The 26,219-nt window shown below is 63.0% G+C and carries 25 protein-coding genes and 2 pseudogenes; 16 read left to right on the top strand and 11 right to left on the bottom strand.

Going from position 1 to position 26,219, the window contains the following annotated elements; translation table 11 throughout:
• Nucleotide 1 precedes the first annotated feature (1 nt).
• The 4 genes from ACVDG8_RS20005 (at nucleotide 2) to ACVDG8_RS20020 (ending at nucleotide 3,155) form a co-directional block, all read left to right on the top strand.
• The gene (locus ACVDG8_RS20005) at nucleotides 2-364 is read left to right on the top strand and encodes a septal ring lytic transglycosylase RlpA family protein (protein ID WP_447256226.1); all 363 of its coding nucleotides are present in this window, start codon (nucleotides 2-4) and stop codon (nucleotides 362-364) included.
• Between the two features lie 234 nt (nucleotides 365-598).
• Nucleotides 599-1,876 (top strand): polyhydroxyalkanoate depolymerase, encoded by a 1,278-nt coding sequence (locus ACVDG8_RS20010; protein ID WP_447256227.1) that lies wholly within the window; start codon nucleotides 599-601, stop codon nucleotides 1,874-1,876.
• A gap of 187 nt (nucleotides 1,877-2,063) precedes the next feature.
• Nucleotides 2,064-2,681, top strand: a complete 618-nt coding sequence (locus tag ACVDG8_RS20015; RefSeq protein ID WP_447256228.1) for a transglutaminase-like cysteine peptidase — start codon at nucleotides 2,064-2,066, stop codon at nucleotides 2,679-2,681.
• Between the two features lie 240 nt (nucleotides 2,682-2,921).
• Nucleotides 2,922-3,155, top strand: coding sequence for a hypothetical protein (locus ACVDG8_RS20020; protein WP_447256229.1), 234 nt, complete (start codon nucleotides 2,922-2,924; stop codon nucleotides 3,153-3,155).
• A gap of 84 nt (nucleotides 3,156-3,239) precedes the next feature.
• Here ACVDG8_RS20020 and ACVDG8_RS20025 read toward each other — a convergent pair whose 3' ends face one another.
• The 4 genes from ACVDG8_RS20025 to ACVDG8_RS20040 form a co-directional block, all read right to left on the bottom strand.
• Nucleotides 3,240-3,608, bottom strand: a complete 369-nt coding sequence (locus ACVDG8_RS20025; protein ID WP_447256230.1) for a helix-turn-helix domain-containing protein — start codon at nucleotides 3,606-3,608, stop codon at nucleotides 3,240-3,242.
• 112 nt (nucleotides 3,609-3,720) lie between these two features.
• Entirely contained in the window at nucleotides 3,721-4,245 is a 525-nt protein-coding gene (locus ACVDG8_RS20030) for a Smr/MutS family protein (RefSeq protein ID WP_447256231.1), read from the bottom strand.
• Nucleotides 4,242-5,345, bottom strand: coding sequence for a murein transglycosylase A (gene mltA / locus ACVDG8_RS20035; protein ID WP_447256232.1), 1,104 nt, complete (start codon nucleotides 5,343-5,345; stop codon nucleotides 4,242-4,244). The genes ACVDG8_RS20030 and mltA overlap by 4 nt, the downstream gene beginning before the upstream one ends.
• Nucleotides 5,346-5,479: 134 nt before the next feature.
• On the bottom strand, nucleotides 5,480-6,187 hold the full coding sequence (locus ACVDG8_RS20040; protein ID WP_447257392.1) for a Tim44/TimA family putative adaptor protein: 708 nt from the start codon (nucleotides 6,185-6,187) through the stop codon (nucleotides 5,480-5,482).
• A gap of 203 nt (nucleotides 6,188-6,390) precedes the next feature.
• Between ACVDG8_RS20040 and ACVDG8_RS20045 the strand changes: the two genes are divergently transcribed.
• Nucleotides 6,391-6,885: an FxsA family protein gene (locus ACVDG8_RS20045; protein ID WP_447256233.1), complete on the top strand. Its 495-nt coding sequence runs from the start codon at nucleotides 6,391-6,393 to the stop codon at nucleotides 6,883-6,885.
• A gap of 491 nt (nucleotides 6,886-7,376) precedes the next feature.
• Nucleotides 7,377-7,877 carry a protein-export chaperone SecB gene (secB, locus tag ACVDG8_RS20050; RefSeq protein ID WP_447256234.1) on the top strand — a complete coding sequence of 167 codons (501 nt, stop codon included), beginning with the start codon at nucleotides 7,377-7,379 and terminating at the stop codon, nucleotides 7,875-7,877.
• A 294-nt stretch (nucleotides 7,878-8,171) separates the two neighbouring features.
• Here the strand turns inward: secB and dnaQ are convergent, their stop codons facing one another.
• From dnaQ to ACVDG8_RS20075, 5 genes are all read right to left on the bottom strand, one after another.
• Nucleotides 8,172-8,879 carry a DNA polymerase III subunit epsilon gene (gene dnaQ, locus ACVDG8_RS20055; protein WP_447256235.1) on the bottom strand — a complete coding sequence of 236 codons (708 nt, stop codon included), beginning with the start codon at nucleotides 8,877-8,879 and terminating at the stop codon, nucleotides 8,172-8,174.
• A gap of 77 nt (nucleotides 8,880-8,956) precedes the next feature.
• Nucleotides 8,957-9,562 (bottom strand): dephospho-CoA kinase, encoded by a 606-nt coding sequence (gene coaE, locus ACVDG8_RS20060; protein WP_447256236.1) that lies wholly within the window; start codon nucleotides 9,560-9,562, stop codon nucleotides 8,957-8,959.
• Nucleotides 9,562-10,395 carry a shikimate dehydrogenase gene (locus tag ACVDG8_RS20065; protein WP_447256237.1) on the bottom strand — a complete coding sequence of 278 codons (834 nt, stop codon included), beginning with the start codon at nucleotides 10,393-10,395 and terminating at the stop codon, nucleotides 9,562-9,564. The genes coaE and ACVDG8_RS20065 overlap by 1 nt, the downstream gene beginning before the upstream one ends.
• Entirely contained in the window at nucleotides 10,388-10,987 is a 600-nt protein-coding gene (locus ACVDG8_RS20070) for a Maf-like protein (RefSeq protein ID WP_447256238.1), read from the bottom strand. The genes ACVDG8_RS20065 and ACVDG8_RS20070 overlap by 8 nt, the downstream gene beginning before the upstream one ends.
• A gap of 39 nt (nucleotides 10,988-11,026) precedes the next feature.
• Entirely contained in the window at nucleotides 11,027-11,848 is an 822-nt protein-coding gene (locus tag ACVDG8_RS20075; RefSeq protein ID WP_447256239.1) for a pyruvate, water dikinase regulatory protein, read from the bottom strand.
• Between the two features lie 404 nt (nucleotides 11,849-12,252).
• On the opposite strand from ACVDG8_RS20075, the gene hemE reads away from it, so the two are divergent.
• From hemE to rho, 3 genes are all read left to right on the top strand, one after another.
• Nucleotides 12,253-13,281 carry a uroporphyrinogen decarboxylase gene (gene hemE, locus ACVDG8_RS20080; protein ID WP_447256240.1) on the top strand — a complete coding sequence of 343 codons (1,029 nt, stop codon included), beginning with the start codon at nucleotides 12,253-12,255 and terminating at the stop codon, nucleotides 13,279-13,281.
• The gene (gene hemJ / locus ACVDG8_RS20085; RefSeq protein WP_447256241.1) at nucleotides 13,278-13,814 is read left to right on the top strand and encodes a protoporphyrinogen oxidase HemJ; all 537 of its coding nucleotides are present in this window, start codon (nucleotides 13,278-13,280) and stop codon (nucleotides 13,812-13,814) included. The genes hemE and hemJ overlap by 4 nt, the downstream gene beginning before the upstream one ends.
• Before the next feature lie 177 nt (nucleotides 13,815-13,991).
• Nucleotides 13,992-15,257: a transcription termination factor Rho gene (rho, locus tag ACVDG8_RS20090; protein WP_447256242.1), complete on the top strand. Its 1,266-nt coding sequence runs from the start codon at nucleotides 13,992-13,994 to the stop codon at nucleotides 15,255-15,257.
• A gap of 156 nt (nucleotides 15,258-15,413) precedes the next feature.
• Here rho and ACVDG8_RS20095 read toward each other — a convergent pair.
• Nucleotides 15,414-17,428, bottom strand: a pseudogene (locus ACVDG8_RS20095) (thioredoxin domain-containing protein).
• Between the two features lie 66 nt (nucleotides 17,429-17,494).
• Here ACVDG8_RS20095 and mnmE point away from each other — a divergent pair.
• The 7 genes and pseudogenes from mnmE (at nucleotide 17,495) to ACVDG8_RS20130 (ending at nucleotide 25,027) form a co-directional block, all read left to right on the top strand.
• On the top strand, nucleotides 17,495-18,802 hold the full coding sequence (mnmE, locus tag ACVDG8_RS20100; RefSeq protein WP_447256244.1) for a tRNA uridine-5-carboxymethylaminomethyl(34) synthesis GTPase MnmE: 1,308 nt from the start codon (nucleotides 17,495-17,497) through the stop codon (nucleotides 18,800-18,802).
• Between the two features lie 155 nt (nucleotides 18,803-18,957).
• A complete protein-coding gene (gene mnmG / locus ACVDG8_RS20105; RefSeq protein ID WP_447256245.1) occupies nucleotides 18,958-20,832 on the top strand; it encodes a tRNA uridine-5-carboxymethylaminomethyl(34) synthesis enzyme MnmG in 1,875 nt (624 codons plus the stop codon).
• Nucleotides 20,829-21,469: pseudogene (rsmG, locus tag ACVDG8_RS20110) on the top strand (16S rRNA (guanine(527)-N(7))-methyltransferase RsmG). Before mnmG ends, rsmG begins: the two are co-directional and overlap by 4 nt.
• Before the next feature lie 17 nt (nucleotides 21,470-21,486).
• A complete protein-coding gene (locus ACVDG8_RS20115) occupies nucleotides 21,487-22,284 on the top strand; it encodes a ParA family protein (protein ID WP_447256247.1) in 798 nt (265 codons plus the stop codon).
• A gap of 56 nt (nucleotides 22,285-22,340) precedes the next feature.
• Nucleotides 22,341-23,234: a ParB/RepB/Spo0J family partition protein gene (locus ACVDG8_RS20120; protein WP_447256248.1), complete on the top strand. Its 894-nt coding sequence runs from the start codon at nucleotides 22,341-22,343 to the stop codon at nucleotides 23,232-23,234.
• A gap of 351 nt (nucleotides 23,235-23,585) precedes the next feature.
• On the top strand, nucleotides 23,586-24,212 hold the full coding sequence (locus tag ACVDG8_RS20125) for a DUF1326 domain-containing protein (RefSeq protein ID WP_447257393.1): 627 nt from the start codon (nucleotides 23,586-23,588) through the stop codon (nucleotides 24,210-24,212).
• A gap of 26 nt (nucleotides 24,213-24,238) precedes the next feature.
• Nucleotides 24,239-25,027 (top strand): DUF2182 domain-containing protein, encoded by a 789-nt coding sequence (locus ACVDG8_RS20130; protein ID WP_455707190.1) that lies wholly within the window; start codon nucleotides 24,239-24,241, stop codon nucleotides 25,025-25,027.
• 14 nt (nucleotides 25,028-25,041) lie between these two features.
• On the opposite strand, the gene holA is transcribed toward ACVDG8_RS20130, so the two are convergent.
• Nucleotides 25,042-26,085, bottom strand: a complete 1,044-nt coding sequence (gene holA / locus ACVDG8_RS20135) for a DNA polymerase III subunit delta (protein ID WP_447256250.1) — start codon at nucleotides 26,083-26,085, stop codon at nucleotides 25,042-25,044.
• Nucleotides 26,086-26,219 lie beyond the last annotated feature (134 nt).

Consider the following 26,219-nt stretch of genomic DNA (forward strand, 5'->3'; position numbering starts at 1 on the left):
CATGAAGAAAACCAACCAGACCGCGCTTGTCGCGGTAACGATCGCGGCTGGCCTGATGGCCGGAGCTTCGTCCGCCTCCTCCGCCGCCGCGCAATGCGGCCGCGCTTCCTGGTATGCGCTGCATTCCAGAACCGCCTCAGGGGAACGCATGAACCCCTCGGCAATGACCGCCGCTCATCGCACTCTGCCGTTCGGCACTAAGCTCAGAGTCACCAACAAGGGCAATGGCCGTAGCGTTATCGTGCGCATCAACGATCGCGGACCGTTCGTGAGGGGACGCGTGCTCGACCTCTCCCGCGGCGCCGCGGGCCAGCTGGGTTTCATCGGTTCAGGCCAGACCGCCGTCTGCATGGCGCGGATCTAGTTTGTGAAGTGTCCGGCAAGAGGGGCCGGACACATATCCTTCACATTTCGGCAGCGCACATTGAGCCGGCTCTGGCGCCCAAGGCCGATTTTCAACAGGTTGGACCAAAGGTGCATTCGTCACGCCAGTTGACGTATTGCATCGCAACAATATGCTGTTAACCTCACTGCGAGACATTCAAGGCTCGGCGCTGCCCGTCGTCCCTTCGGTGGTCGGGCAGCAGCGGGGTTCTTGATGTTCTACCAGCTTTACGAATTGAACCATGCGGCGCTGCAGCCCGCGCGCCTCTATGCCGATGCGGTTCGATTGTTCTACTCCAACCCGCTCAACCCGATTTCGCACACAGCCCTCGGCCGCTCGGTGGCGGCGACCGCGGAACTGTTCGAGCGAACGACGCGCCGCTACGGCAAGCCGCAATTCGGCCTCGACAAGACCGTGGTCGACTGGAAGAGCGTCGATGTCAGCGAAAAGACCGTATGGTCGAAGCCATTCTGCAATCTGATCCGCTTCGAGCGTTCGGTGCCGGCGGGCCGCAAGCCTGACCCCAAGCTTTTGATCGTGGCGCCGATGTCTGGCCACTACGCGACGCTGCTGCGCGGCACGGTGGAAGCGATGCTGCCTTACGCCGACGTGCATATCACCGACTGGGTCGACGCCCGTATGGTGCCACTGTCGCAGGGCAGCTTCGATCTCGACGACTATATCGACTACGTCATCGAGATGTTCCATGCGCTTGGCCCCGACACCCATGTCATGGCGGTGTGCCAGCCTTCGGTGCCGGTGCTGGCGGCGGTGGCGCTGATGGAAAAGCGCAGCGATCCTTTCGTGCCCTCGACCATGACGCTGATGGGCGGTCCGGTCGACACGCGGCGCAACCCGACCGCGGTCAATCTTCTGGCCAAGGAAAAGGGCATCGACTGGTTCCGCGACAATGTCGTGATGCGGGCGCCCTGGCCGGTGCCGGGCTTCGGCCGCGAGGTCTATCCCGGCTTCCTGCAGCTGTCGGGCTTCATGAGCATGAACCTCGACCGCCACATCATCGCCCACAAGGATTTCTTCATGCACCTTGTGAAGCATGACGGCGACAATGCCGAGAAGCATCGCGACTTTTACGACGAATATCTGGCGGTCATGGACCTGACCGCTGAATTCTACCTGCAGACGGTCGATACGGTGTTCGTGCGCCACGCCCTGCCCAAGGGCGAGATGATGCATCGCGGCGAGCCGGTCGATCCGAAGGCGATCCGCAACGTGGCGCTGCTCACCATCGAAGGCGAGAACGACGATATTTCCGGCCTCGGCCAGACCCAGGCCGCGCATGATCTCTGCGTCAACATCCCGGCCGACAGGCATGCGCATTACATGCAGCCTGCCGTCGGTCACTACGGTGTCTTCAACGGCTCGCGCTTCCGCTCGGAAATCGTGCCGCGTATCGCCGACTTCATTTCCAGCTATGGCCGTCAGCATCGGGTGGCCGCGAAGCCGAAGCTGGTCCGTTCCGCCAGGAGCTGAGCTGGACAAAAGCGTAGCCGCCGGCCGCCATTGCGCGGCCTTGCTGCATTGTGCGATCGCCTCTGTTGCGAAAGTGCCGCGGTCGGGATCGCGCAGGTAACCATGACGCCAACTAGCCGTCATCGCTAATTGACACGGAGTGTAAATCCCTTTTAACGTTTTGTTAACAAACAGGGCGGCGGGGACAATGACTTCCTCAGCGATGACGCGAATACTGCGCTTATGCGCGGTTGCAGGGCTGACGATCTCAGCCCACTGGGCCGTGCCGGCCTGGGCAGCGGGCGCGATGGTCACCGGCGGGCTGACCTCGCAGCCGATCGGACATTATGATTTCTGCAAGTTGCATCCAAGCGAATGCAACATCCGTCCGGCCAATCTGGCGCCGGCCAGGATGACCGACGGTTTCTTGCGCAAGCTGATCAATGTGAGCGCCAGGGTCAATGCCGCCGTCAAGCCGATGAGCGATCTCGATCATTACGGCAAGGACGAAGTCTGGGCCTATCCGGACGATGGCTACGGCGATTGCGAGGACTATGTGCTCGAAAAGCGCCGCCAGCTTTCGCGCATGGGGATTTCGCTCGCCGACCTTCTGATCACCGTCGTGCGCAAGCCCGACGGCGAAGGCCATTCGGTTTTGACGGTGCGCACCGACAAGGGCGATTACGTCCTCGACAATCTGACCGACAAGGTCAAAGTCTGGGACGCCACCGGCTACCGCTTCCTCAAGCGGCAGGCGATCGACAACACCGGGCGCTGGGTATCGATCCGCGAAGACCAGGCGGTGCTGGTCGGATCGGTGCAGTAAGCTTTCCGAAGCGACCGGCCGTTGCTTCGTCATGGCAGAGGCCGAGGCCCTCGCGGCATCTTTCCCACATCCGAAGGTTAAGAGAGACCCTCCGGTCCTGCACGTCCGCATCGTGACGGAAGTGGGAGCTCAAGAGCCAAAACCGGCCGACACGACGATTTTTGTGAAACTCCATGAACCATTTTCTCGCGGTCTGCGACACACAGCCGTGGACAAGAAACCCAACCATGGAGAATTCAAATGACTGCTTTTTTGCGAAATACCTTCCTCGCCGCTGTCGCGGTATCGGCCCTGACCGGATCGGCTCTGGCCGACCAGACTGTGTCTTGCGCCAAGACCAACCTTCATGATCTGTGGGCCGGTCGCTGCTGCACCGCCGGCGGTTCGGATTGCCTGGGCGGCGGCAACGGTCGTCAGGGCCATGGCGACAAGGGCGGCCGGGGCAGCAATACCAACGGAGCCGGCAAGTTCTGATTTGACAGAGACTATCTGCGGCGTACGCCTTCAAAATGAAGCGAACGCAAGCGCCAGCGGGGCACTCGCGACGCGGCGGATGGGCTACATCCGCCGTCCGAGCGCAGTCCTAACCGACGCGGTTATTTTCCGTAACTCGGCCTCGTCGAGCTTTTCGATGCTCTCGGCCAGCAGGTTGGCCAGCTCCGTCGCTGCCGGTGACAGGCCGGACGTGTCGATCCGCACCCTTGGGTGCGAGCTCTCGGCGAGGCGGGCGAGATCCTCCGCATCATCCCAGATGATGTTGAAATAACCGATGATCTTCTGGATCAGCGTCCAGGTCGGCGCGCCGCGGCGGCCGTGCTCGAGCGCCGAAAGATAGGCGGCGCTGACGCCGATGGCCTGCGCCATCGCCTTCTGGCTGACGCGACGTTCGGCGCGCAGAGCGCGCAATTTTTCGCCGAACGGCGTCATCTGGAACGGTTCACCGCTTCGCGGAAGCGGCGAACCGCCCCATCTCTTTGTTTTGACGCTATTCCAGACGGAAAACCGCTACGCACTTTTCCTGGAATTGCTCTAGGCGTCCTCATGACCGTGTCCGCCTCAGCCGCACATAGAGCGCGCCGGAGCCGCCATGGTTGCGGGCGGCATGGTCGTGGCTGGAGACCAGATGACGAAAGGCCGGCGTCGACAGCCAGGCCGGCACGGCACGGCGCAAGATGCCGTCGCCGCCCGACGACGAGCCCTTGCCGGTGATGATCAGCACATAGCGGATGCCGCCGGCATGCGCCCGATGCAGGAAGGTTAGCAGCAGCGAATAGGCCTCGTCCTGCGTCATGCCATGCAGGTCGACGCGGCCTTCGAGCGGCAGCCGGCCTTTCTTCAGCTTGTTGAGCGTCTGGTCGTCGAGCACATGCGAGACATGCTGCGTCTTGGGCTTTGCGGCAGCGGTCGGGGCGCCATTGACTGGAGCGGCCGCCGGCTCGGGCTTCGGCTCGATGATGTCGGGGATTTCCACCGCGGTCCTGCCTTTGAGCGGCCGCGCCGTACGCGCGATGAGATTCCACAGGATGCGATCGTCTTCGCTGAGCTTGTCGTCACGGCGGCTCATCGGCGCCTTCCGTCAAGCAGCGCGCGCGGCACCAGCGCGTAGAAATCGGCGGCATTGCGCACCACGCCGGCAATCTCGCCGGCGGCGTCGCCGGAGCCGGCGAAGAGATCGCCGCGCGCCGGCCCGGTGATGGCCGAGCCGGTGTCCTGCGCGATCATCAGCCGCCGGAACGGTTTCTGGTCGAAAGCGGTGAGCGTCGGCGCGTCGATGTAAAAGGGTGTGCCGAAGGTGTGCAGCAGCCGGTCGACAGCCACCGACCGCCCCGGCGTCAATGGCACTTTGGCGGCGGCGATCGGGCCAAGCGAGGCATCCTCGACCGGCGCTTCGCGGAAGAAGATGTAGGAGCGGTTCTGCCAGAGGATCTCGTCGATGCGCTGCGGATGCGCCTTGAACCAGGCACGGATCGACTGCATCGTCACTTTATCGAGCGGGATCTCGCCGAGATCGCTTAAAATTTTGCCGGGACCGGTGAAACGCTGGCCGGATTTGGCGGCATAGGTGACGCGGCTGAGCCTGCCGTCGATCATCTTCAGGCGCGCCGCGCCCTGGACATGGACGAAGAAGGCATCGACCTTCTCGGCCAGCCAGGCAATCTCCTGGCCCCGACCGTCAAGCGCGCCGCGCTCGATCGCGCCGCGGTCGAAATACTCGACCGGTCCCGCCGATGTCTCACGCGCGAAAGCCAGATAGGGATCCATGCCGGCCGGCCGGTTGGCGTCGTCGATGTCGATCAAATCGGCCGGCCGCGACAGCAGCGGCACGACAAACCGCTCTGTTCTAACCGGCGAGGCCTCGACCTCAGGTTCGTAGAAGCCGGTGACGAGACCCGCGCCATTCTCTGCCTTGACCAGCATCGGAACGAAATGCCGCTCGAAGAAAGCCCGCGCCTCGCACCGATTCGGTTCCGAAACAGCGCGCGCCTCGGCATAGGCGCCGGCAAAAGCATCGAAGCCGACGCCCAGGGCGCCGGTTCGGTATGGCTTGGTCAGGACATGGAAGGCCGAGTGGCGAAAGGCCGTAAAGGCGCCTAGGTGGTCGTCGTCTCGCCAGTCGGGCAAGTCGTCAAAGGATTTTTCGCTGAATGCGGAAGCAAGCGGCACGACTGAGCCTCGCCGCCTAGAGCCGGATGATTTCAGGTCTCTTCGACCTGAAATCTGAATCCGCCTCTAAATCAAGGAGAAAGAGCATGATGTCGTCCGAAAACCGCTTCACACTTTTCGGCATCATGCTCTCATTAGTCTTCTTCTTCGGTGGCGACGAGCTTCCAGTTCGGATCGCGCGAGCGGGCGTCGCGGGCGAAGGTCCAGACATCCTTGACCTCGGCCACCGTCTCCGGGTCGCCGTCGATGACGGCGCCGGCCTTGTCGCGGGTCGCCGAGATCAGCTCGGAGACGATGCGCAGCGTGATATGCGCCTCGGAGCCCTTCATTTCGGCGGCGACGATATCGGCCTTGTCGATGCCGACAAAGGACGACTGGATCTTTTCCGATTTCGCCTCGCGCTCGCCAATCGCGGCGACAAAGCCGTCATAGACTTCGCGCGACAGCAGGTTTTTCAGCGTCTTGCGGTCGCCATCGGCATAGGCCATGACGATCATCTCATAGGCCTGCTTGGCGCCGTCGACGAAGCCCTTGGGCTCGAAAGACGCATCATTGTCCTTGATCGTGCGCAGGCCCTTGTTGAGATCGGTGTCGGGCTTGGCGAAGGCATCGATCGTGGCATAGGCCTCGGCCGCCGTTTCGCCGGGCAGCCGCTTGCGCGGCAGCGACACGACATTTTCAGCACTCTGTGCCGCCTCCTGCTCGCGCGTGCGGCTTGCCGAATAGGGATCGAAGGGCGGCCGCTCGTTGCCGGTGCGACGTCCAAGCACGTTGCGCAGCTGGAAAAAGATCACAACCGCCGCAATCAAGAAGAAAATCGTGCCGAAGTCGAAGAAACCCATATTGTCCGCCAACTCGATCCCTGTCCTGGCCGGACCGGCATGACCCTCACCGGGGCGCCGGTCGCATAGCGTTCAACATCCAAAGCATATAGAACGGCAGGCGCAATCATTCAAATCAAAGGCAGCCATACCTATCTAAGGGCACCGAGGCCAGCGGCGATAGTCCCGCGAGGCCGCAAAAGAAGAAAGCGACCGGTCAAGACTTGCGCATTTCGTTCATCCCGCTGTTCCTGCTCCTGCTGCCACTGCTGGAAATAGCCGGTTTCGTCATTGTCGGCCGCGAAATTGGCGCTTTGGCGACGGTCGGGCTGGTTATCCTTTCCAGCGTCGCCGGCAGCCTGCTGCTCAGGCACCAGGGTTTTGGCGTGATGGCGCGGGTGCGGGCCGAAATGGACGCCGGGCGCGATCCCAGCCGTTCGCTCGCGCATGGCGCGATGATCGTGCTGGCGGCGATCCTGCTCATCATCCCGGGTTTCATCACCGATATTTTCGCCCTTCTTTTGCTGCTGCCGCCGGTGCGCGATCTCGCCTGGCGGGCGCTCAAGAGCCGCATCATCACGGTGACCAGCTTCGGCGGCGGCTTTTCGGCCCGCCGGCGCGACAAGGTCATCGACCTCGACGACAACGACTATTCGCGCGACGATTATCCGAACCGGCCGGATCACAATTCGCCATGGCGGCGGCTGAAGAACGATTAAGGCGCCGGACTGGATTTCGACCGGTCGTTTGCTTTGGCAAGTGGCGGGCCTTGGGGATTGGCCGAAACGGCCCAACCCTCGTCATCCACGGGCGGAGCAAGGAGCGCAGCGACGCGCGCAGACCCGAGGATCCATTCCGTGACTTCCGAGCGCTACCGCGGTGCGGAATTCTGCTCCGTTGCGTTCTTTGATCAAGGTCACGGAATGGATCCCAGGGTCTCCGCGACGCCGCTTCGCGGCTGCTCCGCCCAGGGATGACGAGGTTGGGGAGGCTCAGCCAATCCCAGCGTAGCGCCGACTTCACGGAAATGAACGGCGAAAATCCTGCCACCGACAACGGCAAGTTTTCGAAATCCCCGTGTCGAGCAACTAGCCCTGCACCTGCTGGCCGATGAAGGCGGCAAAACTTGTCTTGTCCTGCCGACCATGGTAGCGAACCCCCCGATTCCAATCCGGTCAGCAATGCTGCCCAGCAAAAGGACTAAAGGCTCATGGCCAGCAATGATGACGCCGCGCCGGGCGCCGCCAACGGCAACGGCACCCAGACCCAACCTTCGCTCAATGTGCTGGCCCAGTATGTGAAGGACCTGTCCTTCGAAAGCCCCGGCGCACCGAATTCGCTGCGCGGCCGCGACAAGGCGCCCGGCATCGCCATCAATGTCAACGTCAACGCCAACCCGCTTTCGGACAAGCAGTTCGACGTTAACCTGACCTTGAACGCCAAGGCTTCCTTCGACCAGGAAGTGCTGTTCAACGTCGAGCTGGTCTATGGCGGCGTCTTTGCCATCGGCGGCTTCCCGCAGGAGCATATGCTGCCGATCCTGTTCATCGAATGCCCGCGGCTTCTGTTCCCCTTCGCGCGCCAGATCATTGCCGACGCCACCCGCAACGGCGGCTTCCCGCCGCTGATGCTCGACCCGATCGATTTCGCGCAGATGTTCCAGCAGCGCATGGCCGAGGACCAGGCGGCGAGCAAGGTCCAGGTGAGCTGAGAGTTAAGTTCGCTCCTACGAAAGCCCGGCCTCGCGCCGGGCTTTTTTGTTGTCTCGGCCTTCGCGATTTGCCGCGATGATAGGTCGGTCGTCATCCTAGGGCGAAGCAAGGAGCGAAGCGACGCGCGCAGACCCTAGGATCCATGCCGTTACGCTAAGGCGTTGCAGCGGTTACAGAATTCTGCGCCGTTGCGCCCTACGACAGCGGTCACGGCATGGATCCTCGGGTCAAGCCCGAGGATGACGAAGTCGCGAGCGGTTTCGGTTAACCGCGTAGGTGGGCGCCAAAGGCGCTCAACCCGCGGCCGCCACCTTCAGCCACAGCGCCTTTTCACCCAGCGTCGAGACAAGGCCGGCATGCGCCGCGCGATCGGCTTCGCTGAGCCGCGGCGGCAAGGCGATCGGCCTGGCGCCGATCGAGATGTCGATGTCGGCGACCTCGCCGGAGCCGTTCATCTGCACGGCAACGGCCTCGAGCACCAGCGCCGCCTGCTTGCCGCCGATGAGCTCGATATAGACTTCGGCCAGCAATTCGGAATCGAGCAGCGCGCCGTGCTTGGTGCGGCGGGTGTTGTCGATGCCGTAGCGCCGGCAGAGCGCGTCGAGCGAGTTCGGGCCCATCGGATGCTTGCGGCGCGCCAGCGCCAGCGTATCGACCACGCGGCCGATATCGACCGCCGGCCGGTCGAGCCGGCTGAACTCGATGTTGAGGAAGCCGATGTCGAAGGTCGCATTGTGCGCGATCAGCTTGGCGCCATCGGTGAACTCCAGCCATTCCTGCGCGATCTCGGCGAAGGTCGGCTTGCCGACGAGGTCGGCGGCGCTGATGCCGTGCACGGCTTGCGCTTCCGCATGGATGGCGCGGCCTTGAGGGTTGATGAATTTGTGGAAGGTGCGGCCGGTCGGAAAGCGATTGACCAACTCGACGCCGCCAAGCTCGATGATGCGGTCGTCGCGCATGTCGAGGCCGGTGGTTTCGGTGTCGAAGATGATCTCACGCATTTCGAATCATTTTTCCCTGCATGGCACAGCATCGTGTTTCGGCAAGAAATGGCAATGGGCGCTGCTGACAGCAAGCGTCAGGAGCGAGGCGTTCCGCGCTTATCCCCTGCCAACTCGGCAATGATTGCTCCGACCGCCTCGCGCGCCGCCTCGAAGCCATGCCCGGTGTCGATGATAAAATCGGCCTGACGGCGCTTTTCAGCATCCGGCACCTGCTTGGCCAGGATCGCGGCGAACTTCTCTTCGCTCATTCCCGGACGGGCCAAGACCCGGGCGCGCTGGATGTCGGGCGCTGCCGTGACGACCACGACCTTGTCGACACGGTTGCGACCGCCTGTTTCGAAAAGCAATGGTATGTCGAGGACGGCGAGCGGCGCGCCAGCCTCGCGATGCCTGGCCAGAAACGCGTCGGCGTCGGCGCGCACCAGCGGATGGACGATTGCCTCGAGTGTTTTCAGCGCCGCCGGGTCGGCAAGCACCTTTGCCGCCAGCTTCACCCGATCGACGACGCCCGCTTGCGTCGTGCCGGGGAAGGCCGCCTCGACCAAAGGTACGGCCTTGCCGGAATAGAGACGATGCACCGTCTCGTCGGAATCATGCACCGGCACGCCCGCCTCGGCGAACATCCCTGCCGTGGCCGACTTGCCCATGCCGATCGATCCGGTGAGGCCAAGCACGATCATCAATGGCCCTCGATATCGGCAATAATCATGCGCCGCAGATCGGCGCTGACCTCAGGCTTCCTGCCGAACCAGCGTTCGAAGCCGGGCACCGCCTGGTGCAGCAGCATGCCCAGACCATCGACCGTTTTCAGGCCCCGCGCCTTGGCGGCCGCGAGCAATGGCGTTTCCAGCGGCACGTAGACGATGTCGGTGACGATGGCGTGGCCGGGCAGGCCTGCCGGATCGGCGGCAAGACCCTCATTGCCATGCATGCCGAGCGCGGTGGTGTTGATCAGGAGACCGGCATCGGCAAGCAACGCGCTGAGCGCCTCGGCGCCATGCGCTGAAACCCCGGCGCCGAACCGTTCGGCAAGTTCCTGGGCTCTTGCCAGCGTGCGGTTGACGATGCGGATGTCTCTTATGCCGCGCTGTTTCAGCGCATGGATGACCGCGCGCGAGGCGCCGCCGGCGCCCAGCACGACCGCGGCGCCATTGTCCGCCCAGCCCGGCGCGTAGTCGTCGAGATTGCCGGCGAAGCCGAGACCGTCGCTATTGCCGCCCCACAACACGCCATCCTCGAACCACAGCGTGTTGACCGCGCCGATCGCTTCGGCCGCCTCGTCGCGGCGCTCGACCAGGGCAAACGCGGCTTCCTTGTGCGGAATGGTGACATTGCCGCCGCGATAGCCGTTTGCACCCAGCGATTTCAAGAACGACGCAAAATCCTGCGGCCGGACGTCGATCGCCTGGTAGCTGCCGTCGATGCCGTATTTTGCCAGCCAATGCCCGTGGATCTTCGGCGAGCGCGAATGCGCGATCGGATGTCCGGTGACGAAGGCCTTGTTCTCAGCCATCGATCGCTCCCAGGGCGCGCAGTTCCTTCAGCACCGGCAGCAGCGGCAGGCCGACGATGGTGAAATAGTCGCCCTCTATCTTGTCGAACAGCTGGATGCCTTCGCCCTCGATCTGGTAGGCGCCGACGCTGGAGAGCGCCTTGGCGCCGATGCGTGCCAGATGGCGGCCGATGAAGGCCGGGTCGAGCTTGCGCATGGCGAGACTGGCGATGCCGACATGGCGCCAAAGAACCTCGCCGTTGCGGCACAGCACGGCGGCGCTGTTCAATTGATGCGTCTTGCCGGACAGCGCGAGCAAATGGCGGCGGGCGCCTTCCATATCGGCGGGTTTGTGAAAGACCTCGTCGCCAAGCGACAGCGTCTGGTCGCAACCCAGAACCAGCGCGCCTGGCTTTCGCTCGCTGACCTCAATGGCCTTGGCCTCGGCCAGGATCGAAGCGACGTCTTCCGGCGAGACGCCACTGTCCGTCAGCGGGGCCTCGAGCGCGCGCTCATCCACTTCGGCCGGCACCGCTTCGATGTCGAGACCGGCATCGACGAGCATTGCCTTGCGGTAAGGACTGCCCGAAGCGAGGATGATTTTTTCGGCCATGGTCTTTCGCGCCGCAGCGCTCCCGGTTCAGCGCGGCAATTATCTGTTCTTGCCGCGCAGGGCAACGATGGCCGCCGCCGTTTCCTCGATCGAGCGGCGGCTGACATCGATCATCGGCCAGCCGTGGCGGGTGCAGAGCTGGCGCGCATAGGCGAGCTCCTCGTTGATCGCGGCGCGATCGACATAGTCGTTCGGGACAAAGCTGCTGCTGTTGCCGAGGATGCGGTTTTGCCGGACATGCGAAATGCGCTCGGCCGTGGCGATGAGACCGACAACGAGCGGCTTCTTGGCCTCGACCAGGCTTTCCGGCAACGGCACGCCGAGCACGATCGGGATGTTGGCGGTCTTGATGCCACGGTTGGCGAGATAGATGCTGGTCGGCGTCTTCGAAGTCCGCGAGATGCCGATCAGCACGATGTCGGCGTCGTCCATGTTGGCCGGCAGCTGGCCGTCATCGTGCTCCATGGTGAAGTTCAAGGCATCAATGCGGCGAAAATATTCCGCGTCGAGCACGTGCTGGGCGCCGACGCGGCGACCGGCCGGCGTGCCGAGATAGGACTGGAAAACCGTCAGCACCGGCTCCAGCACCGAGACGCAAGGCAGGCCCATGGTAGCGCAGCGCTCGTCGATGCCGCGCGCCAGTTTCTGGTCGACGACGGTATAAAGAATGATGCCGGGCTCTTCCTCGATATCCTCGAAGACCTTGGCGACCTGCTTTTCGGTGCGGATCAGCGGATAGATGTGCTCGATGGCGCGCGCATCCTTGTATTGCGCGGACGCGGCGCGACCAGCCGCCAGCAGCGTCTCGCCGGTGGCGTCGGAAATCAGATGCAGGTGGAAGAAGCTTTGCGGTTTGTTCACAGGGGTTGGGTCCAGACTGTGGGCAATTGTGGACAAGGCGGGATGAAGAAGCCTGGCCGTTCGGAGCGACTGTATCAGATGGCGGGTTGTCCACAATTCGCTCTGCTGTCGGCTTTATCGGGGCGCTGGGGACAAAAGCGGGGATCAATCTTTCTTGGCCGAAATCATCCACATGCCGAGGCTCGATGGCTGGATGCCAAGACATTGACTCGAAAGCGCGAATCCGGATCGTCCCCAGATCCCTCCAGTTTGCGAATGCGAGTGCGCGACAATATGCTGACTGGCCTTTCGAGGCGGCAGACGGGACAGGTCACAACCACCACAACCAACAGACTCTTAGAACCAGAAGACTCATTTAGAATAAATATTTGTTTTAAAGAGACGGCTGGAGAGGACAGCGCTGAATGCCAGGAAAACGCATCATGCTGGACGTCCTAAAGGGCGCGACGGCTTCACCGCCGCCGCTCTGGATGATGCGTCAGGCAGGCCGCTATCTTCCGGAATATCGCGAGACCAGAAAGCGAGCCGGATCCTTCCTCGACCTCTGCTATAGCCCGGACCTTGCCGTCGAAGTGACGCTGCAGCCGATCGAGCGCTTCGGCTTCGATGCCTCGATCCTGTTCTCCGATATTCTGGTCGTCCCGCATGCGCTGGGCCGCGAGGTTCGCTTCGAGGAAGGCCGCGGGCCGATCTTGAAGCCGATCGCGGCGAGCGAGATTGCGGACCTTAGCGGCGAAACGTTTCACGTGAATCTCGAACCGGTCTACGAGACGGTGCGCCGGCTGCGGGCAAAGTTGCCTGGCGAGACGACGCTGATCGGCTTTTGCGGCGCGCCCTGGACGGTGGCGACCTATATGATCGCCGGCCACGGGACGCCGGATCAGAGCCCGGCCCGGCTTTTCGCCTATCGCGAGCCCGAGGCCTTCGCACGGCTCCTGAAGATATTGGCCGATCATTCGGCTGCCTATCTCATCCGCCAGATCGAGGCCGGCGCCGATGTGGTGCAGATCTTTGACTCCTGGTCGGGCGTGCTCGACGACGCTTGCTTTGAAGCCTTCTGCGTCGGGCCCGTTGCCGAGATCGTGCGCCAGGTGAAAGCGGTCTACCCGGACGTTCCGGTGATCGGCTTCCCGAAGGGCGCCGGCGACCGCTATCGCGACTACAGGAGGAAGACCGGCATCACCGGTCTCGGTCTCGACTGGACGGTGCCGCTGTCGATGGCAGAGGCGCTGCAGGCCGAAGGCGCGGTGCAAGGCAATCTCGATCCGCTGCGGCTGGTTGCCGGCGGCAAGGCGCTGGCGGACGGCGTCGATGCTATTCTGCGAAGCTTGGGTGGTGGGTCGCTGATCTTCAATCTCGGCCACGGCATCACGCCGGAAACGCCGGTCGCGCATGTCGAGGCGATGGTGAAACAGGTGAGGAGCCACCGATGACCGAGACGAGCAACGCGAACAGCACCGGCCAGGCCATGAAGCGCATGGCGATCGGCATCGGCGCTCTGGTGGTGCTGACCGCCCTGCTCTTCCTTGCGGCGCCCGAGAGCTTCTATCCATGGGCGAAGGCCATCCATGTCATTGCCGTGATCTCCTGGATGGCGGGCATGCTCTATCTGCCGCGGCTCTTCGTCTATCACGTCGATGCCGAGAAAGGCTCGGTGCAGTCAGAGACGTTCAAGGTGATGGAGCGCCGGCTGCTGCGCGGGATCATCAATCCGGCGATGATCGTCAGCTGGGTATTCGGTCTATGGATGGCCTGGAAGATTTTTCATTTTGGGGGCGGTTGGCTGCACGCCAAGATCGGGCTGGTGCTGATTTTGTCGGGCCTGCATGGCTATCTGGCGGGCGCGGTACGGAAATTCGCCGAGGACAAGAACGAAAAACCGGCGCGGCACTGGCGGATCGTCAACGAGATCCCCACATTGCTGATGATCGGCATCGTCATCCTGGTCATCGTGAAGCCGTTCTAAGGTTTCGCCGACCCAGAAAAAGCCCGGCAAAAGGCGGCTTGCTCTTTCAGACGACCGACGATACAAGACGGGTCTTCCTTTCCGCCATGCGCCGCCCCTTTTATCGCTTTCGGCCGCGCCCGGCATTTGTCGCATCCAGCCGATATTCCTCCCCAAAGCTTACCCAGAGTCTATCTAATGCAAGAAATGAAACTCACTGAGTTCAAGAACAAGAAGCCGCCCGAGCTGATCGCTTATGCCGAATCGCTCGAGGTGGAGAACGCCAGCGTCATGCGCAAGCAGGAGCTGATGTTCGCAATCCTGAAGAAGCTCGCCGCTCAGGACATTGAAATCATCGGCGACGGCGTGGTCGAAGTGCTGCAGGACGGCTTCGGCTTCCTGCGCTCGGCCAACGCCAATTACCTTCCGGGTCCCGACGACATCTATATTTCGCCATCGCAAATCCGGCGCTTTTCGCTGAAGACCGGCGATACGGTCGAAGGGCCGATCCGCAGCCCGAAAGAGGGCGAGCGCTATTTCGCGTTGCTCAAGGTCAACACGATCAATTTCGACGACCCGGAAAAAATCCGGCACAAGATCCATTTCGACAATCTGACGCCGCTCTATCCGACCAAGCGGTTGAAGATGGAGGTCGACAATTCGACCAGCAAGGACATCTCGCCGCGCGTGATCGACCTGGTCGCGCCGATCGGCAAGGGACAGCGCGCCTTGATCAACGCGCAGCCGCGTACCGGTAAGACGGTGCTGATGCAGAACATCGCCCACTCGATCACAGCCAATCATCCGGAATGCTACCTGATCGTACTGCTGATCGACGAGCGTCCCGAGGAAGTGACCGACATGCAGCGCTCGGTGAAGGGTGAGGTCATCTCCTCGACCTTCGACGAGCCGGCCGTTCGTCACGTGCAGGTGGCCGAAATGGTGATCGAAAAGGCCAAGCGCCTGGTCGAACATGGCCGCGACGTCGTCATCCTGCTCGATTCCATCACGCGCCTCGGCCGCGCCTACAACACCGTCGTGCCGTCATCCGGCAAGGTGCTGACCGGCGGTGTCGATGCCAACGCGCTGCAGCGCCCGAAGCGTTTCTTCGGCGCTGCCCGCAACATCGAGGAAGGCGGCTCGCTCACCATCATCGCGACCGCGCTGATCGATACCGGCAGCCGCATGGACGAAGTCATCTTCGAAGAGTTCAAGGGCACCGGCAACTGCGAAATCCAGCTCGACCGCAAGGTGGCCGACAAGCGCATCTATCCGGCGATGGATATCCTCAAGTCCGGCACCCGCAAGGAAGATCTTCTGGTTCCGAAAGCGGACCTGCAGAAGATTTTCGTGCTGCGCCGCATCCTGGCGCCGATGGGAACGACCGACGCGATCGAGTTCCTCATCGACAAGCTCAAACAGACCAAGACCAACGCGGATTTCTTCGATTCGATGAATACCTGATTGGCTACCCTCCCCCTTGTGGGGAGGGTCGATCCGCGAAGCGGGGCGGGGTGGGGGTCAAAAAGACTCTTTCGCCTGAACCCCCACCCCGTCTCACGATCTACGCTTCGCTGCGATCGTGCGCCGACCCTCCCCACAAGGGGGAGGGTAAAGGCACTACCGTCGCAACAGCTTCTCCAACTCGCTGGCATCCGTCACCACCGGCAGACACACCTGGCCGGTGCAGAGCCAGGCGCCCGCCTTGTCGGTCGATGGCAGCACTCCGCCCGGCAACAATGGTCGATTCGTCTCCGTACCGATCGGCACGACGATATCGACCCGACGCGGGTCCGGATTCCGATTCGCAACGGGAACGAGGCTTGGATTCTCCGGTGAATCGACCAGTACGAGCTTTAGCGGTTCAAGCGCCAACGCGCAGGCATTGACGATGCCGGCCTGGCCATAGGCCAATTGCGCGGCGCGGCCCATGGCATGTTCGGCGGTTGTCCAGGCTTTTCCCCCAGATCGAGACCGCCCGTGAGTGAAGACAACCGCACCAGCGCCTCGACGATCTGGCTGGTGGCTGAGGGAATTGCCTCGTCGACATCGCCGCGGATGCGGATCGGAACGTCGCCGCTGTCAGATGCGGTCAGCCAGTAGCCGGTCTTGTCGCTGTCCTGGTGCCAGCGATCGAACTCAGCGATGAACCGCCCGGCTTGCTCTGAATAGGCTGGATGGCCGGTGGCCTCGAACAGGCCGATCGCGGCGTTGGTCATCGCGGCATAGTCGTTCGACAGCGCCGGGAAAAGTTTTTCGCGCCAAGCATGGAGTGCGGCAGGCGGCCATTGTCGCTGGCGCCGACAATATGGGCGAAGGCTTTTGCCGCGGCGTCGATCCAATCATGCCGTCCAAGCGAACGGCCTGCCTCGGCCAGCGCCGCGATCATCAGCCCGTTCCAATCGGTGAGCGCCTTGCCGTCGCGGCCCGGCCTCACCCGTTTTCCGCGCACGGCAAGCAATCTCTCTTTAAGCGGCTTGAGCGGGCTGCGGTCGGCGATGCCTTGGTTCTGTTGCGCTTCACTCTGGCGAATGATTGGTTTGCCCTCCCAACCATGCGGCGTGGCGAGCTCGAAGTAGCGGAAGAAGGTCGCGGCATCGTCGCCCAGTGCGGCTTGCACCTCGTCCTTGCTCCAGGTGTAGAAAAGCCCCTCCTCGCCGTCGCTGTCGGCGTCGAGACTGGCGGCGAAGGCGCCGCCGTCGACCCGCATCTCGCGCAACAGCCAGGCGATGGTTTCTTCGATCTCGTACCCGGAACAAGTCGTTGCCTGTCGCGGCATAGGCCCAATTGCACAAGCGGATGAGCTGGGCATTGTCGTAGAGCATCTTTTCGAAATGCGGCACCAGCCATTCGGCGTCGGTCGAATAGCGCGACAGGCCACCGCCGACATGGTCGTAGATGCCGCCGGCCAGCATCTTTTCCAGGCTGACCAGCACGGCGTCGCGATGCGTGGCCTGGCCGTCGCGAAGCCAGGAGAGCCACAGCGTGTGCATGAAAGGCGCATTGGGGAATTTCGGCGCGCCGCGCAAGCCGCCGAGATCGCGGTCGATCATGCCGTCGATGCGGCCGGCCAGATCGGCAAGCGCGTCGCGCTCGAGGATCGCCTTGCCCTTCGCGCCGGCCAGCCGCTGCTCGACATGGGCGGTCAGTCCGTCGGCGCTTTCGCTGAGGCTCTGCTGCTTTTCCCGCCAGGCCTTGTCGACGGCTTCAAGCACCTGGACAAAGCCCGGCCGGCCATAGCGCGCCTCGCGCGGGAAATAGGTGCCGCCCCAGAAAGGCTTGCCTTCGGGGGTCAAAAACATTGTCAGCGGCCAGCCACCCTGCTCACCCATGGCGTGAAGTGCCGCCATGTAGATCTGGTCGATGTCCGGGCGCTCCTCGCGATCGACCTTGATATTCACATAGAGCCGGTTCATGACGGCGGCGACGGTGTCGTTCTCAAAGCTCTCATGCGCCATGACATGGCACCAGTGGCAGGCGGCATAGCCGATGGAGAGCAGGATCGGCCGGCCGAGCTGCTTGGCCTCGGCAAGGGACGCCGAGGACCACGCCCGCCAATGCACGGGATTGTCGCTGTGCTGCTGCAGATAGGGGCTGGCCTCTTCGGCAAGCAGGTTTCGGGCGGGCAAGGTCACGATTGGCGGCTCGGGTTTGACGGTTTTGACAAGGGCGAAGGCTAGGGCGGTTCGGCAGGTCCGGCAATGGTTTCACGGGACACGATTGTAGCGCTTTCAAGCGGTCGCCTGCCTGCGGGCATTGCGGTGATCCGGGTTTCCGGGCCACGAACTCGATTCGTGGTCGAAACGGTGGCCGGGTCTGTTAAGGATCGGTTTACCAACTTGCGGAGGTTCAAGGCGGATGATGGCTCGCTCATCGACCACGGCCTCGCCCTGTTCTTTCCCGCGCCGGGCAGCTTCACCGGCGAGGATGTCGCCGAGTTTCAGGTCCATGGCAGCCGGGCAGTCGCAGCAAAGATGCTAGAAACGGTCGCCGGGTTTGACGGCGTCCGGCATGCCGAGCCCGGCGAGTTCACGCGCCGCGCCTTTCTCAACGGCAAGCTCGATCTGGTCGAGACCGAGGCGCTGGCTGATCTCGTCAACGCCGAGACCGAGGCGCAGCGCCGCTTTGCCGTGCGCAACGCCGAAGGCGCGCAGAGCGAGCTCTATTCGAGCTGGCGCCGGCGGCTGATCCATGCCCGGGCGATGATCGAGGCGGAGATCGACTTCGCCGATGAAGACGATGTGCCAGGTTCCGTTTCGGATGCGGTCTGGTCGGACGTGGCGGCCTTGATCGGCGAGATCGAGCGTCATGTCGATGGCTACAAGGCTGCCGAGATCATCCGTGACGGCTTTGAGGTGGTTATCCTTGGCGCGCCCAATGCCGGCAAGTCCAGCCTGTTCAATGCGCTTGCCCAGCGCGAGGCGGCTATCGTCACCGATGAGCCGGGCACCACCCGTGACCTGCTTGAAGTCGTTCTCGACCTCAACGGAATGCGCGTTCGCGTCGTCGACACGGCTGGTTTGCGCGAAACAACCGGGAAGGTCGAAGCCATCGGCATCGAGCGTGCGCTGGCCAAAGCCGCCCGTGCGGACCTTGTGTTGTTGCTGGAAGACATGACTGACCCCCTGCCCGTCGGAGACATCCCGGAAGGCGCCCAGGTGCTGCGGGTTGGGACGAAGGTTGACCTCAAGCCCGTGAGTACTGCCACCTATGATCTGGCGATCTCATCCAAAGTGGGGACGGGCCTGGCAGAGTTGCTGCAAGAGATCGGACGGCGCGCCGCCGATGCCATCGGTGACGCCGCGGATGTCCTGCCATCGAGGTTGCGTCACGTCGAGCTGTTGAACCAGGCGAAAGAGTTCCTGACCGCGGCTTCTGCGGGTCGAAGCCAGGAGCTCCGGGCCGAAGAATTGCGTCTGGCCGCGGATCGGCTGGGGCGGATCGTCGGCGCGGTCGATGTTGAAGATCTGCTCGATGTCATCTTTTCGCAGTTCTGCATTGGCAAGTGATTCACGTGAAACAGCCATGAGCCGCTGACTCACGTGAAACACCCGGGCCGTCCGTCCGGAGGGGCTTTGTTTCACGTGAAACGGCGACCGATGCTTGACAGCGCGCGACGGCAGGGACATGTGTCGGGCAACCTCTCAAAGCGGATTCATGGAAAATGACCAATCACTATGATGTGGTGGTGGTGGGCGGCGGCCATGCCGGGTGCGAAGCGGCAAGTGCAGCCGCGCGCGCCGGCGCTAGGACCGCCCTGGTGACGCTACGCTTCGACACGATCGGCGTTATGTCCTGCAACCCGGCGATCGGCGGCCTCGGCAAGGGACATCTGGTGCGCGAGATCGACGCCATGGATGGACTGATGGGGCGCGTCGCCGACGCCGCTGGCATCCAGTTTCGCCTGCTCAACCGCCGCAAAGGCCCCGCCGTGCGTGGGCCGCGCACCCAGGCTGACCGCAAGCTCTACCGCTTGGCCATGCAAGCCGCGATCAGCGAACAGGCCAATCTCGACGTCGTCGAGGGCGAGGTTCTGGATTTCGCGATTGTGGATGGGAAGGTCGCGGCCGTCCTTGTCTCCGGCGATCGCCGCCTGACCTGCGGCGCGGTGGTGCTGACCACCGGCACCTTCCTGCGCGGGCTGATCCATATCGGCGAAAGGAAAATCGTCGCCGGCCGCATGAACGAGCAGGCGAGCCTGGGTCTGTCGGCGACCATGAACCGCGCCGGCTTCACGCTCGGCCGGTTGAAGACCGGGACACCCCCTCGCCTCGACGGCCGCACGATCGACTGGGCGTCGCTGGAGAGCCAAGCGGCCGACGAGGATCCGGTGCCGTTTTCCCTGATGACCGACGCAATCGTCAATCCGCAGATCAATTGCGGCATCACCCGCACCATGCCGGCGACGCATGAGCTGATCCGCGCCAATCTTGGCCGCTCGGCGATGTATTCCGGTTCGATCGAGGGTGTCGGGCCGCGCTATTGCCCGTCGATCGAGGACAAGATCGTCAAGTTCGGCGACCGCGAAGGCCATCAGATTTTCCTCGAGCCCGAAGGGCTCGACGACGATACCGTCTATCCGAACGGCATCTCGACGTCGCTGCCGGAGGATGTGCAGCTCGACATTCTGAAGACCATTCCCGGGCTGGAAAAGGCGACGATGCTGCAACCCGGCTACGCCATCGAATACGACCATGTCGACCCGCGCGAGTTGCTGACCACGTTGGAAACCAAGCGGGTCGCTGGTCTTTTCCTGGCCGGGCAGATCAATGGCACGACGGGCTATGAAGAGGCCGGCGCGCAAGGTCTGCTCGCCGGCCTCAACGCCGCGCGCAAAGCATCCGGCAATGACCAGATCGTGCTCAGCCGCACCGAAGCCTATATCGGCGTGATGGTCGACGATCTCACCAGCCGCGGCATCGTCGAGCCTTATCGCATGTTCACCTCACGCGCCGAATTCCGGCTTTCGCTGCGCGCCGACAATGCGGACGAACGTTTGACGCCGCTGGCGGCGAAACTCGGGATCGCCTCGCCGCGGCGCCTGCAGCGTTACGATGACGTCAACAGCAGGCTTGAGCAAGCGCGGACGCTGGCGAAATCCGTTACCTTCACGCCGAACGAAGCGGCGCGGCACGGCCTGGAGATCAACAAGGATGGCGTGCGCCGCTCGGCCTATGAGCTGCTGGCGCATCCCGGCGTCGACATGGCCTGGTTGACCCGTGTCGAGCCACGCTTCGCGACGGTCGACGCTACGACTTTCGAGCGGCTTGAAACGGAAGCGAAATATTCGGTCTATCTCGACCGCCAGCAGGCCGATGTCGCGCAGATCAGGCATGAAGAGTCGCGACTTATCCCGGACGCCATCGACTTCTCGGAGGTTCCCGGCCTCTCGAACGAGCTGAAGCAGAAGATGAAGAGCCGGCAGCCACGCTCCATCGCCGATGCGCAGCGCATGGAAGGCATGACGCCGGCGGCGCTGGCGATCATCGTTGCGCATGTCCGCAATGTCGAGTTGGCCGCGCGAAGGAATGTCGCGTGAGCGTTGATGCCTGGGGTGACCTGCAGAAGGCCGCAGGACCAGTTTCACGTGAAACATTCGAACGCTTGCAGGCGTTCGAACATCTGTTCCTGAAATGGAATCGCAGCATCAACCTGGCGGCGCCGTCGACGCTGGACGATGTCTGGCGCCGCCATATTCTGGACAGCGCGCAGCTTGCGCGAATCGCCCCTGATGTGACGCGTTGGGTCGATCTCGGATCCGGTGGCGGTTTTCCCGGCCTTGTGCTGGGTTTCCTGCTTTCAGAGAGGGCCGGCGCGACGATCGATCTGGTCGAGAGCAACCGCAAGAAAGCCTCGTTCCTGCAATCCGTCATCGGCCAGTTCGACTTGCCGGCGCGTGTCATAGCGCGGCGTATCGATGATAGCTATGCTCTTGTTTCCGAACCGCAAATCGTCACCTCGCGAGCGCTTGCCGCGCTTCCCGCCCTGCTCGATCTGTCGGCGCCCTGGCTGACCAAAGGCGCACCGCGCTTTTCCACAAAGGCCGGGATTATCGCGCCGAAGTGGAAGAAAGCGCTCACCGCTGGGCCTTCGATCTGGTAGAACATCCAAGCATGACGGACGCCCATGGCGTCATCCTGGAAATCAGCGAATTGCGCCCGGCGAACCTGCAATGAATCAGTGGCATAGACCCATGAAAACTGGACCGCGTATCATCACAGTTGCCAATCAAAAAGGCGGCGTCGGCAAGACGACGACGGCGATCAATCTGGCGACGGCGCTGGCCGCGATCGGCGAGCGCGTGCTGATCGTCGACCTCGACCCGCAAGGCAATGCCAGCACCGGCCTCGGCATCGACCGCAAGGATCGCACCACCTCGTCCTATGATGTGCTGACGGGCGAGCTCGACCTGGAGGCCGCCGCCGTGCCGACGGCCGTGCCAGGGCTGTCGATCATTCCCTCGACGCTCGACCTGCTCGGCATCGAAATGGAGATCGCGTCGGCGCCCGACCGGGTGCTCAAATTGCGAAACGCGCTGCGCGCCGCGACCGAGCGCGCGGCGCCGTTCGGCTATGTGCTGATCGACTGCCCGCCCTCGCTCAACCTTTTGACTTTGAATTCAATGGCGGCAGCCGATTCCGTTCTCGTGCCGCTGCAATGCGAGTTCTTCGCGCTCGAAGGTCTCAGCCAATTGCTCGAAACCGTCGAGCAGGTTCGCCGCACGATCAACCCGGATCTCACGATACAGGGCATCGTGCTCACCATGTATGACGGCCGCAACAACCTCGCCAACCAGGTGGTGCAGGACGTGCGCACGCATATGGGTGACAAGGTTTATGAGACGATCATTCCTCGCAATGTGCGGGTGTCCGAGGCGCCATCCTATGGCAAGCCGGCGATCCTTTACGATCTGAAGTGCTCGGGCAGCCAGGCTTATCTGCAGCTTGCCTCGGAAGTCATCCGCCGCGAGCGCAAGCTGCGCGCGGCTTGAGTTTTCAGCCCTTGGTTAGTTAGCCGATTCGATTCCGAAACGATCTGGATAATCTAATGAGTGAAGACCAATCACGAAAAAGACTTGGCCGTGGCCTGGCAGCGCTGATCGGCGAGATCGACCGCCCAGCCGCACCGGAAAAGCCGAACGCAGCGGTGGCCGCGGACGGCAAGGTGCCGATCGAGTTCGTCAGCCCCAATCCGAAGAATCCGCGCCGGCATTTCGGCGACGCCGAGTTGACCGATCTCGCCCAGTCGATCCGCGAGCACGGCGTGGTGCAGCCCGTGGTGGCGCGGCCGTCGCCATCGCAACCTGGGCGCTACGAGATCATTGCCGGTGAGCGGCGCTGGCGGGCGGCGCAGCGCGCCGGACTGACCGAGATCCCGCTGATCGTGCGCGACGTCAACGACCGCACCGCGCTGGAGCTGGCGATCATCGAGAACGTCCAGCGCGCCGACCTCAACCCGGTCGAAGAAGCGCATGGCTACCAGCAGCTGATCGACGAGCATGGCTACACCCAGGCTGATCTCGGCCAGGTGATCGGCAAGAGCCGCAGCCATGTCGCCAACACGCTCAGATTGTTGAAGCTGCCCAATGTCATCCATGACATGCTGGTCGACGGGGCGCTGTCGGCCGGCCATGCGCGCACGCTGGTGACGGCCGAGGACCCGGCCGGGCTTGCCAAGCGGATCGTCGAGGAGGGGCTTTCGGTGCGCCAGGCCGAAGCGCTGGCGCAGATGCCTGCCGGGCCGACACCGGCCAAGACCAAACCAGCGCCAAGCGCGCCGGAGAAAGATGCCGATACGCTGGCACTCGAGAAGCTTGTGACGAACACGATCGGCATGATGGTGACCATCGACCACAAGGGCAAGGGCGGCACGTTGCGGGTAGCCTATCGCTCGCTTGAGCAGCTCGACGAGATCTGCCGGCGGTTGAAGGATGAGCGATAGGTTTGCGGGGCGTAACGGTATTCGGCTGGTATATGAGGTTTTAGCTTAAGCTTGGATACGCCTGATATATCGGTGATAAACGAGGGGCTGGCAGCGTGCCGGCCCTTTTCGTTACGGAAGCGCGGGACCCACCGGGCTGCCGAGTACTGATACGCTGGCATAGCAGCGTCCGTCGGCGCCTGCAGCTTGACTGTGCCGGGCAACGGCGTAACCTATATTAGGTATGGCTTAAATTACGTGCCCTAGCGTGCCGACAGTCGCGGTGAGGGCCTTTGCCGTTCCTGCAAGTGAAACGGCAGCACCTCGCCAAAGCGATACGCCGACGCGCCCGACGCAAAGTGGGAGGTGCAAATGGCAGTCAGTTGGCGATTATCCGGAAACTATTTCGAGAACTGTAGCTGCGACGTCGTGTGTCCGTGCCTGATGTCCACGAATGCGCAGCTGACATCGAAGCCAACGCAAGGCGTTTGCGACGTTGCCCTGATCTTTCATATCGATGCGGGCAATTATGGGGGCGTTCGATTGGATGGCCTCAATGTTGCGTTGGTTGCTCATACGCCAGGTCCGATGGCGGACGGCAATTGGACGGCTGCCGCCTATATCGACGAAAAGGCTGACGAGGAGCAGACGGAGGCGCTGGGCGCGATCTTCACCGGCGCCGCTGGCGGTCCGATGGCGGTGCTGGCACCCATGATCGGCACGAACCTCGGAGCCAAGAAGGTGCCGATAGACTACCGGATCGACGGCAAGAAACGATCAGCGGAGATTGCGGGCATCATGCAGGTCGCGGTCGAACCGCTGCCGACAATGCGCGAGGACGGGCAGATGTGGGCGGCCACCGGCCATCCCGTCAACCCCGACTGGCTCGGCCTGGCGATGGGGGCGGAAGGCAGCACCTTCAGCGACCATGGCATGAGTTGGGACAATTCCCGTAGAAACGGGCACTACGCTCCGATCAATTGGTCCGGCCAGCAGTAGCGCCTGGCCGGGAACGGGACTCGCTCATGACGTTGACGTTGCAGCGAAACGTCATCCTCGCGCTGCTGGTCGCGGTCGCCGCGGTGGCGTGGTCCGTGCTTGTCTGGCAGCGGCTCGGCATGGATGCGAACATGCGCACGGAAATGTATTCGCCAACCATGGGCATGACGGCGCCGCTGTTTCTCGCCATCTGGATCATCATGATGATTGCCATGATGTTTCCGACGGCTGCGCCCATGATCCTGACGTTTCACCAGGTGCAAGCCGGCAAACAGGGACGTGGCGAGACCTTTGTCTCGACCTGGGTGTTCGTGGCCGGCTACATGGCGGTTTGGGGTGGGATGGGTGTTCTCGCGTTTGCCGGCGCGGCCGGTGCGGAGATGCTTGACCGGCATGTGGGATTGTCTGCGGCGACGGCGGCGCGCATCGGCGGCGCGCTGCTGGTCGTTGCGGGTGCCTATCAGCTCTCGCCGCTGAAAGATCTGTGTCTGGCCAAATGCCGCACGCCCATCGGGTTCATCCTGACCTCCTGGCGCGATGGCCGCTGGGGCGCGGTGCGCATGGGCCTGGAGCATGGGGCCTTTTGCCTGGGCTGCTGCTGGCTGTTGTTTCTCGCTCTTTTTCCGCTCGGGATCATGAACATCGCCGCGATGGCGGTGGTCACCTTGCTGATCTTCGCGGAAAAGACTTTCCCGTCAGGAGAGGGGATAGCCAGGCTGTCGGGTGTCGCCCTGCTCCTTTACGGCGCGGCGGTGTTGGTCTTTCCGCAGGCGCTGCCAACCTTCCAGGCGATGGACGGAATGATGATGAATTGACCAATGGTAGGCAGCTACCGCTGCCCCAGCCTGGCGCTCTCGATCGCGATGCCGAGCAGCGCCTGCCTTGCCAGCGCCTCCGACAAATCAGGCCGTTTGCGCGTCTGCAGCACGGCCGTCTGCAGCCGACCTAGCGCGCGGCCGAGGGCGTCGATATTCCAGCGTTCCAGCGCCTTTTCCACCAGCTTGCGGCGTGTGAAGAAGACCGGCGGCCGGGCGCCGGCGACGACCGAGGCGGCGTTGCGGCCGCCGGTCTCCATCTGGCCGCGCATCGCCTGGATCGCCTGCAATTGCCGCATCGCCGATGACAGGATCACGAAAGGGTGGCCGCCTGACTGGCAGTGGCGGTTGAAAGCGACGTCGAAGTCGCCGACCTTGCCGTCGAGCATGGCGTCGACCGCATCGTCGAAGGAAGCGCCGGAGACATCGCCAGACATCGCATTGACGTCGTCGATGCCGATCTCCTTGCGGCCATGCGCGTAAAGCACCAGCTTTTCGATCTCGCCGCGCGAGGCCAGCCGGTCGCCGCCGAGATTGCGGCGCAGCGCCTGGCGGGCGTCCAACGTCATCGACATGCCGGCCTTGCGCAATTCGTCATCGATCACCGTATCGAGGTCGCGCGCTTCGTCGGCGTAGCAAGGCAAGGCAATGGCGTTGCCGGCGGCCTCGACAATGGCCCTGAGGCCCGTGCCTTTCTTCAGGTCGCCGGCTTCGATGAGGATAATCGCGTCGCGCGCGGGTTCCGTGGTCAGCGCCTTGATGTCGTCGGCCAGCGCCTTCTGCCCGCTGGCGTTGCGCACCCAAAGCAGCCGCCGGTCGGAAAACATCGGCACGGTGCGCGCCTCGTCGAGCAGGCGGCCCTGGTCGCGGTCGACCTCCGCGCCGTCGAGCTTCACCACCGTGAAGGGATCATCGAGCGGCAGGCCGGTTTTCGTAGCGAAGGTTTTCGCCCGCTCGGCGACGAGGCCGCGGTCGGGGCCGTAGAGCAGGACGATTCCCATAGAAGGGTCCGGCCGCGCGAGCCACGAATCGACCTCGTATCCTTTCTTTTGTGCCATGCGGGCTGAGTTAGCATGGGCTGAGGATGGGGTGAACCGGAGTTTCGACAGTTAGGCGTTCGATGGCCATCTGGTACGCTGACGTCGCGGGCTGCGAAAAAAACCCGCGAGCGGCATACCTCCACGGCGTCGGG

It is taken from the genome of Mesorhizobium sp. ORM8.1, from assembly GCF_053005525.2.

Excerpts from the sequence above, each read along its gene's own strand:
- ACVDG8_RS20005 (WP_447256226.1), top strand. The coding sequence starts at position 2 with ATGAAGAAAACCAACCAGACCGCGCTTGTCGCGGTAACGATCGCGGCT.
- ACVDG8_RS20010 (WP_447256227.1), top strand. The coding sequence starts at position 599 with ATGTTCTACCAGCTTTACGAATTGAACCATGCGGCGCTGCAGCCCGCG.
- ACVDG8_RS20015 (WP_447256228.1), top strand. The coding sequence starts at position 2,064 with ATGACTTCCTCAGCGATGACGCGAATACTGCGCTTATGCGCGGTTGCA.
- ACVDG8_RS20020 (WP_447256229.1), top strand. The coding sequence starts at position 2,922 with ATGACTGCTTTTTTGCGAAATACCTTCCTCGCCGCTGTCGCGGTATCG.
- ACVDG8_RS20025 (WP_447256230.1), bottom strand. The coding sequence starts at position 3,608 with ATGACGCCGTTCGGCGAAAAATTGCGCGCTCTGCGCGCCGAACGTCGC.
- ACVDG8_RS20030 (WP_447256231.1), bottom strand. The coding sequence starts at position 4,245 with ATGAGCCGCCGTGACGACAAGCTCAGCGAAGACGATCGCATCCTGTGG.
- ACVDG8_RS20040 (WP_447257392.1), bottom strand. The coding sequence starts at position 6,187 with ATGGGTTTCTTCGACTTCGGCACGATTTTCTTCTTGATTGCGGCGGTT.
- secB (WP_447256234.1), top strand. The coding sequence starts at position 7,377 with ATGGCCAGCAATGATGACGCCGCGCCGGGCGCCGCCAACGGCAACGGC.
- dnaQ (WP_447256235.1), bottom strand. The coding sequence starts at position 8,879 with ATGCGTGAGATCATCTTCGACACCGAAACCACCGGCCTCGACATGCGC.
- coaE (WP_447256236.1), bottom strand. The coding sequence starts at position 9,562 with ATGATCGTGCTTGGCCTCACCGGATCGATCGGCATGGGCAAGTCGGCC.
- ACVDG8_RS20065 (WP_447256237.1), bottom strand. The coding sequence starts at position 10,395 with ATGGCTGAGAACAAGGCCTTCGTCACCGGACATCCGATCGCGCATTCG.
- ACVDG8_RS20070 (WP_447256238.1), bottom strand. The coding sequence starts at position 10,987 with ATGGCCGAAAAAATCATCCTCGCTTCGGGCAGTCCTTACCGCAAGGCA.
- hemE (WP_447256240.1), top strand. The coding sequence starts at position 12,253 with ATGCCAGGAAAACGCATCATGCTGGACGTCCTAAAGGGCGCGACGGCT.
- hemJ (WP_447256241.1), top strand. The coding sequence starts at position 13,278 with ATGACCGAGACGAGCAACGCGAACAGCACCGGCCAGGCCATGAAGCGC.
- rho (WP_447256242.1), top strand. The coding sequence starts at position 13,992 with ATGCAAGAAATGAAACTCACTGAGTTCAAGAACAAGAAGCCGCCCGAG.
- mnmE (WP_447256244.1), top strand. The coding sequence starts at position 17,495 with ATGGTTTCACGGGACACGATTGTAGCGCTTTCAAGCGGTCGCCTGCCT.
- mnmG (WP_447256245.1), top strand. The coding sequence starts at position 18,958 with ATGACCAATCACTATGATGTGGTGGTGGTGGGCGGCGGCCATGCCGGG.
- ACVDG8_RS20115 (WP_447256247.1), top strand. The coding sequence starts at position 21,487 with ATGAAAACTGGACCGCGTATCATCACAGTTGCCAATCAAAAAGGCGGC.
- ACVDG8_RS20120 (WP_447256248.1), top strand. The coding sequence starts at position 22,341 with ATGAGTGAAGACCAATCACGAAAAAGACTTGGCCGTGGCCTGGCAGCG.
- ACVDG8_RS20125 (WP_447257393.1), top strand. The coding sequence starts at position 23,586 with ATGGCAGTCAGTTGGCGATTATCCGGAAACTATTTCGAGAACTGTAGC.
- ACVDG8_RS20130 (WP_455707190.1), top strand. The coding sequence starts at position 24,239 with ATGACGTTGACGTTGCAGCGAAACGTCATCCTCGCGCTGCTGGTCGCG.
- holA (WP_447256250.1), bottom strand. The coding sequence starts at position 26,085 with ATGGCACAAAAGAAAGGATACGAGGTCGATTCGTGGCTCGCGCGGCCG.